Origin of the sequence: Sulfitobacter sp. (assembly GCF_039977885.1) — a bacterium.
Lineage (GTDB): Bacteria > Pseudomonadota > Alphaproteobacteria > Rhodobacterales > Rhodobacteraceae > Sulfitobacter.
This window is the reverse complement of sequence record NZ_JBDWCI010000009.1, coordinates 88,335-101,589: the sequence shown is the minus strand read 5'-3', so window position 1 is coordinate 101,589 and position 13,255 is coordinate 88,335. Positions and strand designations below refer to the sequence as shown.

The window sequence follows — 13,255 nt, the reverse complement described above, 5'->3', positions numbered from 1 at the left end:
AAGGCCACCGTATCTACGGTGGCCTTTTTCATTCGGAATAGGGCGGGAAGCCTAGCGTTTGAAGGGCTCGATCCGGTCGGCAGACAGCGAATAGCCGATATCGGCCAATTGGGTCGAGGTAGAGGCCGTGCCGAACATGCCCACAACATTGACCGCCTCGAACATGCCAGAGCTCTCGTAAGGGTCAGCAGTGGTCACAAACACCAATTGGTTCGCAGGGGGCGGCGGCACATGTACGCAGGCCCCGACAAAGGGCACCAGAATGAAGGCGGTCACACCTGTGCCGGAATAATCAATCGGCACGATATAGCCCGGAATACGCACAACCTCACCGTTCCAGTCATTGCGCACCCCGCTGGAAGGGGGCTGGCGCACGGACATTGCCATGGTCTCGTCATGGGGCATCAGCGCTTCGATACCGGGCGGCGCAGCGACCTCGCCTTCGGGGATCAGATCGGTCCAGTTCAGATCGATATAGTCCTTGGCCCAGGCGAGGCGCGGGGCCAGACCCGTTGCGCCCAGCAGGGCAATCAGATGCCGCCTGTTTACCATTCGTAGACCTCCATCTCATCTGCGGTAAGCACATAGCCGGTTTCGGCCACCTCGGTGGTCTGGACTTCGTGGCGCATCTGGCCGGTGACCCAAACAGGTGCCCACAGGTCGTTCGAGGGCCATGGGTTTTTCGATGTCACAAATACCAGTTGGTTCGCGGGTGGCGGCGGTGTGTGCAAGCAGGCCCCGACATAGGGCACCAACACAAAGGCGGTTACCCCTGCGGTCGATTGCTCCATCGGGATGATAAAGCCGGGCATTTTGATATAGGCCCCGTTCAGGGTCGGGTTCAGTTTGGTCGCGTTGTCGTCAAACACCGGCAGCCAGATATCGTTGCGCTCATCCATGTAACCTTCGCCGATAATTTCGGAGTAGGGGACACCAGCGGGAATCAGATCGTCCCAACCGATTTCTTTAGCGCCGCGGGCAAAGACAGCCTGCGGAAGCGCCGCACCAGCGGCGGCAGTGGTAATCAAGTGGCGGCGTGAGATGTGCATCTACTGAACCTTTCGATCTATATGCGGACCATCATACCATCAGCCAGCGACATGCGGTAGGCTCTGACCGCAGGCACCATGCTCACAATTACGCCAGCGGCGACCACGCCCAACAACACCCAAAGCTCGCGCAGGGTCGGCGGCTCAATCGGCAGCCACAGACCAAAGGCGCTGTCGATCAGCGGTTGGCCCAGCCATAAAGCAACATAAACAACGCCTAGCCCCAGCACCGCACCAATGGCCGCCATCAGCGCAGCCTCCAGCACCAACAGCCCAACGATCACCCGCGGCCGTGCGCCCATGGCCCTGAAAATAGCCATCTCGCGCCGCCGTTCGTTCAGGCTTGAGAAGATGGTCGCCATCATTCCGATCAACGCAGTAACGACCACCATGGCCGAAACGCCGATCAGGGCCGTCTCGGCGATGCCCACGATCTGCCACAGCTCTTGCAGCGCCACACCGGGCAGAATGGCCAACAGCGGCTCTTGCGGATAATCATTGATCGCCCGTTGAAGGCCGAATACCTGAAGCCGGCTTTTCACCCCAACCAGCGCCGCAGTCACGGCTTGGGGCTGTAAATCCATCTGCCTGATGACATCAGGCGGGGTCGACTGGCCCGGAATTTGCGCACCACTGCGCCAATCCACATGGATCGCCTCAATCGCCTCAAGGCTGACGATCACCGTGCGGTCTACCGGCGTGCCGGTCTTTTCAAGTATCCCTGACACGCGGAACGGCTGGTCTTTATGCTCGGTAAATGAGGCCAGCCCATGCGCCACGACAATCGGATCCCCGACGCTATAGCCAAGCGTTTCGGCCACATCCGCGCCGATCACGGTATCGAACAAATCCTCCATGACAGCGCCCTCGCGCACCGCCAGCGATTGCCCAGAGCGGTATTTGTAACGCTCGAAAAAGGCGGGCGTGGTGCCCATGACGCGAAATTGCCGGTGACTATCGCCTAGCGAGATCGGCACGATCCAGTCAACATCAGGCCGCGCGGCAATGTCCTGATAGCTTTCCCACGTCATGTTGTTGGTGGCATTGCCGATACGAAACACCGAATACAAAAGCAATTGCACCGAACCGGACCGCGCGCCCACAATCAAATCAGTACCCGAAATCGTGTCGGCAAAACTGGCCTTGGCCCCGGTGCGTATCTTTTCCACGCCCAGAAACAGGGAGACCGACAACGCAATTGCCAGAATGGTCATTCCCACCGTAAGCGCACGCGCCAGTAAAGACGAAAAGGCCAGCCGCGCGATCATGCTGCGGCTCCTAGGGGTTGCGCAATATCTGTCATTTCGATCACGCGGTCAAATTGTCCGGCCAGCCGCGCATCATGGCTGACCATCAGCAAGGTGGTGCCATGGGCACGTGACTGGTTAAACAACAGCTCCAGAAACGTCGATTGGCTGGCGGCATCCAATGACGAAGTCGGCTCATCCGCGATGATGAGCGGTGGTGTCCCGATTAACGCACGCGCGGCGGCCACGCGCTGTTGTTGACCAACGCTCAGCGCGCCTGCGCGGGCCGAGGTGACCCCCTCGGGCAGGCTCAATGCGCGGCACAGCCTCTCGACCTCGAGATTGGCATCAGCCACTCGCTTGCGGCGCTGTGGGGCAAATTGCAGCGGCAACATGATATTATCGCGCACGCTGGCAAACGGCAGCAGGTTGAATTGCTGGAATATCAACCCGATCTGTTCGGCGCGAAACCTGTCGCGCTTTCCGGCCGATAGGGCCGCAATATCGTCACCGGCCACACAAACTCGCCCTGCCTGCGCGATGATCGTGCCGCAGATCAACGACAGCAGCGTGGACTTGCCCGACCCGCTTTCGCCCAACAACAAAACCGTCTCGGCCGGTGCAAGGTTCAACTCGGGCACATGCAGCCCGAATGTGTTTTGCCCCGGCCAACGGTAGCGCACATCGCGAAGTTCCAGAATGGCAGGTGTTGAGACCATGACAGTATTACAAATCGTCGCTTAAATCCAGAAACGGCGCGTCACGTGTCACCTCATAGGCATGCGCGCCACTCGCAGAGGCGACCTGTACATTGACCTTCACAGAGTTCGGGAAGGCGTCGAAATAGGCAAATGTGATGTTCGTTGCAGCCTGCGGTGCGGTGCAGGTCAACAGATACTCGGCGGCAAATTCGGTATGGCTTGTTTCTGCCGCATGCTCGTCGTGCCCGTGCTCATCCTCATGTGCATCGTGATCGTGGTCATCGTGCCCGTGTTCATCCTTATGGGCGTCATGATCGTGGTCGTCGTGCCCGTGTTCATCTTTATGGGCATCGTGATCATGCTCGTCATGACCGCCTTCACTCTCAAGCGCGGCACTGGCCTGTGTCACTTCACATCCAGCGGCCTGCGGTATCACAAAAAGCTGTAGGGGTTGGGTGAGCGAGGCAATCGCATCTTCGACTTTCGCTGTGTCTTCGGCGCTTTGGGCTGCATATTCAAAACCGACAATATCAGCACCCGGCGCATGCAGCGCCATAGCGATCTGACCTGCGTCAATGGCAATGTCCAATTGCCCTACACCGTGCTCATGGGCACCTAGATGCCGTGTTTCCTGGGCCGCAAGAGGCGTGGCGACAACAGCGCAAGCTGCGAGGATAGGGGTGAATTTCATCAATCGGATCCTTCGAAAACATGGGGCATGGATCGCACGGGTTTCCCGCTGCGGGTAGGTAGGTTACACGGGGTTAGATAACTGCCAAAGCGGGGGGCATGTAAAGTGCGAATGCCGCGGCCGGGAATACATCTTTGTAATCAAGCGCCACGCCTGCCGCCCCCCAAAGCTCAGCCGTGCTGCTGCGCTTTGTCAAAGCTCTCGCCAGCCGTGGCAACCCCGGGAACAATCTCTACGGCGATATCTTCAGCGAATAGCGCCCGTGTGTCGATATCGCTGCGTGGATCACCATTGCCCAGATATACCACGCGCGCGCCGTCTTGGGCGGCTGTAATCAATGTTTGCATGGTTTTTGCACGGGGCCAGCTTTCGCATCCGGCCTGATCGCCGACTAAAACCCGTGCGGCATCGCGCCGCGCGAGTTCCAGCACCTCGGTGTCAACGGAAGGCTCGTAATAGATAACATCCGCTTCCTGAAGGCGTTGTACACCACGCAAAGTGATCAGATCCTTGCCGCCGGGGCCTGCCCCTACCACAGCGATACTGCCACCGGCCTGCTGTCCGAATTCACCTGTGGCGATGGCCTGTTTGATCATCTGTGCCGCCTCACGTAAAGCGCCGCGCGCATGGGTCCGGCGCGGGGCGTCCGCAAACACCCAACGCCACAAATCCCGCCGCAGACGCGGGCCCAGCCGCATGGCTGCACTGTCACGCAAGCGACCCGCCAAGGCGGCCAAATCGCCAAGGTTCGGCTCAAGCACCTGTTCGAGTTGCGTTTTGATCTGACGCGCCAACACCGGTGCGGTCCCTTCGGTGCCGATGGCCACAACCACCGGATCACGGTCCACAATGGACGGGGTGATCACGTCACATAACGCCGGTTGATCCACCACATTCACATTCACCGCTGTGCATTTGGCCAAAGCATGAAGTGCCGCATCCGCGGCCGGACATCCCGTGGCGATAAATACCAACGCCGTATCTGCAAAATCATCTGCAACAATGGCACCGCGCTGATGCGTAATCCGCCCTGATGCGGCCAGCGCGGACAACTCGCTGTCGAGTGTGTCGGCATGCACTACAATCTGTGCTTGGGTCTTGAGCAGCAGCCGCGTCTTCTGGGCGGCCTGTTCACCCCCGCCGGCAATGACAACGCGCCGGCCTGCCATCTGGATAAACATCGGAAAGGTTTTCATGCATCCATCTCCACGACCTGAGCGCGGGCGGCCCAAAGCTGCTGCGCGCGCACTTGGGCTTGCGCCATGGTCATCGTCGGGTCAACTGTCCAAAGCGCAAGCGCTGCGGTGCCTGTCACGGTGGCCTCGGCAAAGGGATCTTGCAGCTGTCCTTCCCAAAGGGCAACCGGATCAACAACATCATCGACATCATGCAAACGCCGCGTCTCTGCTAAGATCGCGGGGGCTGTTTGCTGTATATGCAGGCCTTCGCGCAGGCCAAAACAGATGATGTCCTTGGACGGATGCCGCTCGAACTCGCCGCCGCCGCCTTTGATGATACTTAGGGTCTTTTGCCCCAACATTTCGGCGGCTTGCGCTTGGAGGCTGCGGTAGGACGGGTGGAACACACCCTGCACCGTGGCAGGGGCCTGTGACGGATTCCACATGCGCAACACGGTATTGAAACACGATCGCAGGCCAAGAACCGCGCGCAAATCCAATAGCTCAAAGGCGGTCTGGCTTAGCGCGGCAAGCGGGTCATAGCGGACCTGCGGCCCTACAAGCGCGCGGATGTCTTGCGTGCTGAGCTTTGCGTTTTGATAGGCGTTATGCCCGTGCATCGAAATGCGCACACCGCTTTGGGCCACCAACCGCGCGGCCAACAGATACAGCGGCGCACCACGGCTGCGCCCTGCGGCATAGCTGGGCCAGTCCAGATCGGCAGGTGGCAACGCGCCCTCTACATGGTCCCGCAGCGCGGCGGTAAAGCCGGCGATCTCCTGAGGTTCTTCGCCGCGCAACCGCAATACCATCAACAATGCGCCCACGGCCTCAGAGGCGGCGCGGCCCTCAAGGATGACGGTCATGGCCTCATGCGCTTCATTCAGGCTCAGCGCCCGTGCACGCCCCTTACCTTGGGCCACGATACGGACAAATGGCGCAAGCGTCATTCTGCTGCCACAGGCAGGCTGTTTTGTGCCAGTAGGCGGGCGAGTTCGGGTTTGCACGAGCCGCAATTCGTGCCGGCGTATGTAATGTCACCCAGTGCAGGCACCGTGCGTGCCCCCGCGTTAATCGCATCCATAAGCGTATTTTGCCCCACATTGAAACAGGCGCAGACAATCGTGCCGGGATCGGGTTGATCCTGCCCCATGCGCCCGGCCAATGCGGCCAGCGGCGCGGTTTGAGTCCCAATATGGCTGATTGCGGCACTGCGTGACAAGACGACAGGTTCTTTCGCGGTGTAGAAAACGGCGCGGATGGTGCCGCCTTCGGTCAGCGCAATGCGCAGCGTACCCCCGGCAGTATCGTTGAAAACAGAGGCTTCGGCGTCGGGCAGTCCTGCCATACTGCGCGCAAAGGCGACCCAATCGCATGGTGCGTCGATGCCGGCTGTTTCTGCCTGCCACCCTGTCGCGGTGCGGGCAATGGCGCCATAGGACGTTTGCGGGCTTGGTTTTTGTTCGCAGGCCATGAACCCGTACCATTTGGCCGCAAATAAACGGACCTCGGCCTGTCCACGCTTAAGCGCAGGTTGGCCGGAAAATGGATCAGTCACTGGCGGCACAAGACTGTTGATCACCCCGCCGCGCGCTGTCTGGCGGGTCCAGTGGATCGGAGCAAAAAGATGCCCCAGCGCCACGCGATCGGTGACCACGGCCCGCAAGATCGCCTGTCCAAAGTGGTTATCCACCTCCACAAGATCACCGTGAACCACGCCAAGCCCGGCGGCATCCTCTGGATGAAGCTCCAGATAAGGCTCAGCCAGATGCGCACCCAATTTAGGTGATTTCCCCGTGCGCGACATCGTGTGCCACTGGTCGCGGTTGCGACCGGTGTTGAGGGTCAGACCGCTCTGCGCGAGGGCAGGTGCCTGCACTGGCAGCATCCGTGCTTTGCCATCGGCGTGATAAAACTGACCATCGGCAAAGAAGCGTTTGTCGTTCTGCGGCCATTGCGTTGGCACCAGAGAGGCGTAATCCGCATCCGCAAAAATGCTCAGATCCAGATCGCGCCCAAAGGGCCGCACAGCCGCATCAAGGGCTATATATTCCGCAAAGACATCAGCAGGGCTGGTGTAGTCAAACGCCTCGGCAAATCCCATGCGCGCGGCAACATCGCTGATGATCCGCCAGTCGGGCCGCACAGAGCCGGGTTTCGGCAAAAACGCCCGTTGGCGTGACACGCGCCGCTCGGAGTTGGTGACTGTGCCGTCTTTCTCGCCCCAACCGGCCGCTGGCAACAACACATCGGCCAGATCGCCCGTATCCGTGCGCGCCATAATGTCTGAGACCGCAACAAAGGGTACGTTTTTGATCGCTTGCGCCACTTTATCCGCATCCGGCATCGACACGGCCGGATTGGTCGACATCACCCACAGGGCTTTGATCTTGCCCGAGGCACAAGCCTCAAACAGATCAACAGCCTTCAACCCCGCTTGGGTGCAAATTGAAGGGCTGTTCCAGAATGTTTGCACAGCTTCGCGGTGGGCGGCATCTTCAATATCCAGATGGTTGGCCAACATATTTGCCAACCCGCCAACTTCACGGCCTCCCATCGCATTGGGCTGACCTGTGGCGGAAAACGGTCCCGCACCGGGCTTGCCGATACGGCCAGTGCCCAGATGGCAATTGATAATCGAAGCGACCTTGTCAGTGCCACAAGCGGATTGATTCACCCCTTGGGAATAAACCGTCACAACCTTCGGTGTGTCGGCCCAGAGGCGGTAAAACTGTGTGATATCAGCAGGGTTGGCCCCGGATTCCAAAGGATCACTTGCGCGCGCGGCCTCAAGTGCTGCGACAAAGCCGCTGACATGGGCGGCCATATAGTCTGTATCCAAATGCCCGTGATTGGCCAGATAGGTGAGCAACCCGTTAAACAGCGCCACATCTCCGTCCGGTACAATGCGCAGATGCATGTCCGCCAGATCGCAGGTCGCTGTGCGGCGCGGGTCAACGTTGATCACCCGCATTTCGGGCCGTGCTTCTTTTGCAGCTGCGATGCGCTGGTAGAGGACCGGATGGCACCATGCGAGGTTCGACCCCACCAGCACAATCACATCGGCCTCTTCAAGATCGGCGTAAGTGCCCGGCACCGTATCCGTGCCAAAGGCCCGCTTGTGCCCCGCCACAGAGGAAGCCATGCACAGGCGTGAGTTCGTGTCGATATTGGCCGCGCCGATGAAACCCTTCATCAGCTTGTTGGCCACATAGTAATCCTCGGTCAGCAATTGCCCCGAGGCATAAAACGCCACGCTTTCAGGCCCGTGATCGCGGATCGCATCGCTAAAAGCCGTTGCAACAGCATCAAGGGCACTGTTCCAATCGGCCTGTTTCCCATCGACCTGAGGGTGCAGTAACCGCCCCTCCAGATCAATGGTTTCGCCCAACGCGGACCCTTTGGAGCACAACCGGCCAAAGTTGGCGGGGTGCTCGGGATCGCCTTTAATCGTGCCATCCGCTCCGGCGAGTACGCCACAGCCAACGCCGCAATAGGGGCAGGTGGTCCGCGTGAGGCTCATGCCGCTGTCCGCGCGGCAAGGAAATCCGCGTCCAGCTCGATCCGGCCTGCGACAACGCGGGCGGGGTAGGTGGCAACCTGACCTTCATCTGCGCCTTGAGCCTGTCCCGTCTCAAGGGAAAACACCCAATTGTGCAAGGGACAGGTCACAGACGTCCCATGGACGATGCCCTCTGCCAAGGGCCCGCCCTTGTGGGGGCAGGAATTGTTGAGCGCATAAACCTCGTCACCCGCTGTGCGGAACACGGCGACACATCCCTGCGCTGTCTTGACCACCCGCGCACCGCGCTGAGGGACATCTTCTAATGCGGCAATATCTACCCAGCTGCTCATTCTGCGGCCTCCATGCTCAAATTTGCGAGTGGTTTGTAGCTTTCGGATTTGTCGTCGATATGAGCGGCCCATGGATCATGGCGATAGATACTCTGGCTCAGCTCGAACCGCTCAACCAATGCGGCGCGCTCTTCGAGGTCATCGACCGTACGTTCCTTGATCCAATCCAGCCCGACCTTGCCCATCCATTTATAGACCCGATCCAGATACTTGGCGTTCTCGCGGTAAAGCTGTGTCACCGCCTTGATCACCTCAATGGCTTCATCCTCGGTGGGCACCTGCACCAGCGCTTCGGTCTCTTTGAGGTCCATGCCAGCGGCACCGCCGATGCTGATCTGGTAGCCGCTGTCGACGCAGATGATGCCAATGTCTTTGCAGGTCGATTCCGCGCAGTTGCGCGGGCAGCCCGACACAGCCAGCTTCAGCTTATGCGGCGTCCATGACCCATGCAGGGTTTTCTCAAGCTTGATGCCAAGGCCGGTGCTGTCTTGGGTGCCAAAGCGGCAGTGATCCGTGCCCACACAGGTCTTCACCGTGCGCAGACCTTTGGAATAAGCATAGCCCGATACCATGCCAGCGTCATTGAGGTCTTTCCAGATGTCGGGCAGATCCTCACCCTTCACGCCCAGCAAATCGATGCGCTGGCCGCCGGTGACTTTGACGGTTGGCACCATGTATTTGTCGGCAGCATCGGCAATCGCGCGCAGCTCGTTCGGGGTGGTGATCCCGCCCCACATACGCGGCACAACCGAAAATGTGCCATCTTTCTGGATGTTTGCGTGCTTGCGCTCGTTGATGAAACGGCTTTGCGGATCATCCTGATAGTCCAGCGGCCAATCGGCCAGCAGATAAAAGTTGAGCGCGGGGCGGCAGACGTGACACCCTTCATGGGTCTTCCAACCACACTCCTGCCAGACCGCAGGCATCGAGGTCAGACGCTGTGATTTAATCATGCGCCGCACGTCTTCATGGGTCATATCGGTGCAGCCACAAATGCCGGCGGCAGCAGGCAGCACAAAATCATCGCCCAGCGTGACGGCCAGAACCTGCTCCACCAAACCTGTGCAGGTCCCGCAAGAAGCCGAGGCTTTGGTTGTCGCTTTTATCGCTGCAAGGTCCGTGGAACCGGCTGCAATCGCGTCTTCGATCTGTCCTTTGCAAATGCCGTTACAGCCACAAATCTCCGCATCACGCGGTAAGGCTGCAACGGCTGCGAGCGGGTCCAAGGGGGTGCCCCCCTGATAAGCAGGGCCAAAGATCAACGTATCGCGCATGTCCGAGATGTCGGTCTTGTCGCGGATCAGGCCAAAGAACCAGTTGCTGTCGGCGGTATCGCCGTACATCACCGCGCCAATGACCACGTTGTTTTCGATCACCAAACGGCGGTAAACGCCACGTGCCGGATCGCGGAACACGATATCTTCGCGCCCTTCGCCATCGGCAAAATCACCCGCGCTGAACAAATCACAGCCTGTGACTTTCAACTTGGTCGACAGTTCTTTTTGAACAAATGTGGCTTCCTCGCCCAGCAATGTCTGCGCAGCTACTTTCGCCTGATCATACAAAGGTGCCACAAGGCCAAATATCGCGCCGTTATGCTCAACACATTCGCCCACAGCAAGGATGTCGGGATCGGAGGTGAGCATCTGATCATCCACATGGATGCCGCGCCCCACGGCCAAACCGGCCTCAGCGGCCAGCGCCACATTGGGGCGGATGCCCACGGCCATGACCAACAGATCACAGGGCAGTTCGGTCCCGTCATCCAGCAAAAGCGCGCGCACATGGCCGTCTTTGCCCAGAATTTCCTTGGAGTTGGCGGAACATTTGACCGTGATGCCCTTATCCACCAGCGCCTTGCGCAGCAAATACCCCGCAGCCTCATCCAGCTGACGCTCCATCAGATGGCCCATGATATGCACCACGGTCACGTCAACACCGCGCGCCGCCATACCCGCGGCCGCCTCAAGCCCCAGCAGGCCGCCACCAATGACAACACATTTATTGTCCGGCCCAAGGCCCATCATGCGCTCGGTGTCTTCCAGATCACGGTAGGCAATCACACCTTCCAGATCATGACCGGGCAGGGGGATGATAAACGGGTTGGAGCCCGTGCCAAACATCAGCTTGTCATAGCTCAAGACATCACCATTCTCGGCGGTGACCGTCTTGGCTTCGCGGTCAATTTTGGCAATCTTTTCACCAAAGCGGCAGGTGATACCGTTCTCGGCATACCACTGCGCTGTATGGGTCTCGATCTCGGCATAGGTTTTGTCACCGGCCAGAACAGGCGACAGCATGATGCGGTTATAGTTGCCGCGCGGTTCAGCATTGAACAGCGTGACGTCATAGGCGTCCGGCGCTTTGTCCAGCAATGTCTCCAGCGCGCGACCGGTGGCCATACCCGCGCCAATAATGACTAGTTTCTGTTTCATTGTTTTGCCTTTGGATAAGCTGCATCAATCATGACCGCGGACAAAATGCCGTAGGCCGTGATCCAGCTTTCTTTCAATTCTGTTGTGAATGCCGCGCCCAACCCCTGCGCAAGGGCATAGATCAGCGCCTCGCCCACAGGGGTGTAATCTTCCGGCTGTACGCCATAATCGACATGACGAACCGCAAGCGATTGCGCGACGGGCACAATGCGGTCCAGTTCATCCAAACCGACCACCACAGCGCCCAATGTTGCCATCAACTTGGCTCCCTGAGCCGTCATATCGCCCTTGAAATAGGGGCGGACCTGCGGCGCGATCTCAAACAGCCGCGCATAGAAAATGGCGGCAGCTTTATCGCGGATCGGGCTGACCTGATCAAAGCTTTGCTGGATCAATGTGATCTGGCGGGGCGAGAGCTGGCTCATTCTGCTGCAATCGGTTTGGGCTTGGGTTTGGGCTTTGCGCCATGCTCGTATTCCTCAAGGAAATCGAGCACCTCTTGCCGGTAGGTATAATAATCAGGATGCTCCAACAGCGCCTTGCGTGTGCGTGGGCGCGGCAGTTTCACATCCGTGATTTTACCAATTGTCGCTTGCGGGCCGTTGGTCATCATCACCACACGGTCAGCCAGCAAAATCGCTTCATCCACGTCATGGGTCACACATACGGCGGTGACTTTGGTGCGTGACCACACTTCCATCAACACTTCTTGCAGCTCCCACCGCGTGAGACTGTCCAACATGCCAAAAGGCTCATCCAACAGCAGCAGCTTGGGCGACAAAGCAAAGGCCCGCGCAATACCAACCCGCTGTTTCATCCCGTTGGACATCGAGGCCGCACCCTTATCCATGCTATCGGCCAGACCCACACGCTCTAGGTAGTATTCCACCACGTCCTGACGCTCGGCCTGGCTGGCTTTGGGATAAACCTTGTCCACACCAATCGCGACGTTCTCTTTGGCGGTCAGCCACGGGAACAGGTTGGGCGATTGGAACACAACCGCACGCTCGGGGTCTGCCCCCTCCACGTTCCAGCCATCCAGCTTGATCGCGCCCTTGGAGATCGGGTTCAGCCCGGCCGCCATCGTCAGCACCGTGGATTTACCACAGCCCGAGTGACCAATAAGCGAGATAAACTCACCCTTGTTGACCTTGAGATCAAAGTCTTCGACCACGGTCAGCGGCCCTTTGGGCGTGGGGTAGACCTTGTGCAATTGTGAAAACGTCAGATAACGCTCTTCGATCGGGCTTTTTTGCGCATCCGCGACAACCTTTGGCACCGAATGGATCGGCGTGACGGTTGGCAAGGCTTTGCTTTCCTCAACCTTCGCCTCAATGCCCACATCCATCAGGTATTTCGTGACCTGGGCGCGCAGGGCTTTGAAGACATCGTCATTGTTCATGGCCATCCGGTCACGCGGGCGCGGGATTTTCACGTCGATCGGATCGGCCAATGTCCCGTCAGGGTTCAAGGGCACAATACGGTCGGCCAGCAAAATCGCCTCATCCACGTCATTGGTGATCAGGATACAGGTCTTTTTGTCTTCTTCCCAAATCTCGAGGATCTCATCCGCCAGATTGGCCCGCGTCAAAGCATCCAGCGCCGACAAAGGCTCATCGAGCAGCAGCATCTCGGGGTTCATCGCCAATGCGCGCGCAACAGATACCCGTTGGCGCATCCCGCCCGACAGCTCGGCCGGGCGGCGCCCGATGGCATGGGGCAGCCCCACCATCGAGACATAGTGATTGATCTTGGCTTCGCGCTCGGCCTTGGACAGCTTGGGGTACACCGCATCTACGGCCAAGCCGACATTGCCACCCACCGTCAGCCACGGCATGAGCGAATAGCTCTGAAAGATCAGCCCGCGCTCTGGGCCTGGCTCGGTGATGGGTTTGCCGCGGTAGGTCAATGTCCCGCTGTCAGGCATCTCCAAACCCGCGATCAGGTTCATCAGCGTGGATTTCCCTGTGCCGGAAAACCCGAGGATGGCAAGGAATTCGCCCTCTTTGACTTCAAGGTTGATGTCTTTGAGGACTTCGGAACGATCCGTGCCGACACCAAAACCCTTATTCACGTCTTTGATAGAAAGAATGCTCATA

The 13,255-nt window shown here is 58.9% G+C and carries 12 protein-coding genes; all 12 read right to left on the bottom strand.

Annotated features, from left to right (window positions below; all coding sequences use genetic code 11):
* Positions 1-51 precede the first annotated feature (51 nt).
* Positions 52-552, bottom strand: coding sequence for a DUF3299 domain-containing protein (locus ABJM03_RS07175; RefSeq protein WP_348416719.1), 501 nt, complete (start codon positions 550-552; stop codon positions 52-54).
* Positions 546-1,049, bottom strand: a complete 504-nt coding sequence (locus ABJM03_RS07170; RefSeq protein WP_348416718.1) for a DUF3299 domain-containing protein — start codon at positions 1,047-1,049, stop codon at positions 546-548. Before ABJM03_RS07170 ends, ABJM03_RS07175 begins: the two co-directional genes overlap by 7 nt.
* A 17-nt stretch (positions 1,050-1,066) precedes the next feature.
* Complete coding sequence (locus ABJM03_RS07165) at positions 1,067-2,317, bottom strand: ABC transporter permease (protein WP_348416717.1); 1,251 nt, start codon at positions 2,315-2,317, stop codon at positions 1,067-1,069.
* Positions 2,314-3,015 (bottom strand): ABC transporter ATP-binding protein, encoded by a 702-nt coding sequence (locus ABJM03_RS07160; protein WP_348416716.1) that lies wholly within the window; start codon positions 3,013-3,015, stop codon positions 2,314-2,316. The genes ABJM03_RS07165 and ABJM03_RS07160 overlap by 4 nt, the downstream gene beginning before the upstream one ends.
* Before the next feature lie 7 nt (positions 3,016-3,022).
* Entirely contained in the window at positions 3,023-3,688 is a 666-nt protein-coding gene (locus ABJM03_RS07155) for a DUF2796 domain-containing protein (RefSeq protein ID WP_348416715.1), read from the bottom strand.
* 170 nt (positions 3,689-3,858) lie between these two features.
* Positions 3,859-4,884: an NAD(P)-dependent oxidoreductase gene (locus tag ABJM03_RS07150; protein WP_348416714.1), complete on the bottom strand. Its 1,026-nt coding sequence runs from the start codon at positions 4,882-4,884 to the stop codon at positions 3,859-3,861.
* A complete protein-coding gene (locus ABJM03_RS07145) occupies positions 4,881-5,816 on the bottom strand; it encodes a glycosyl transferase family 3 (RefSeq protein WP_348416713.1) in 936 nt (311 codons plus the stop codon). Before ABJM03_RS07145 ends, ABJM03_RS07150 begins: the two co-directional genes overlap by 4 nt.
* Positions 5,813-8,389: a molybdopterin-dependent oxidoreductase gene (locus tag ABJM03_RS07140; RefSeq protein ID WP_348416712.1), complete on the bottom strand. Its 2,577-nt coding sequence runs from the start codon at positions 8,387-8,389 to the stop codon at positions 5,813-5,815. Before ABJM03_RS07140 ends, ABJM03_RS07145 begins: the two co-directional genes overlap by 4 nt.
* Entirely contained in the window at positions 8,386-8,721 is a 336-nt protein-coding gene (gene nirD, locus ABJM03_RS07135) for a nitrite reductase small subunit NirD (protein ID WP_348416711.1), read from the bottom strand. Before nirD ends, ABJM03_RS07140 begins: the two co-directional genes overlap by 4 nt.
* Positions 8,718-11,156 (bottom strand): nitrite reductase large subunit NirB, encoded by a 2,439-nt coding sequence (gene nirB / locus ABJM03_RS07130; protein ID WP_348416710.1) that lies wholly within the window; start codon positions 11,154-11,156, stop codon positions 8,718-8,720. The genes nirD and nirB overlap by 4 nt, the downstream gene beginning before the upstream one ends.
* Positions 11,153-11,581, bottom strand: a complete 429-nt coding sequence (locus tag ABJM03_RS07125) for a globin family protein (RefSeq protein WP_348416709.1) — start codon at positions 11,579-11,581, stop codon at positions 11,153-11,155. Before ABJM03_RS07125 ends, nirB begins: the two co-directional genes overlap by 4 nt.
* Positions 11,578-13,254, bottom strand: a complete 1,677-nt coding sequence (locus ABJM03_RS07120) for an ABC transporter ATP-binding protein (protein ID WP_348416708.1) — start codon at positions 13,252-13,254, stop codon at positions 11,578-11,580. The genes ABJM03_RS07125 and ABJM03_RS07120 overlap by 4 nt, the downstream gene beginning before the upstream one ends.
* Position 13,255 lies beyond the last annotated feature (1 nt).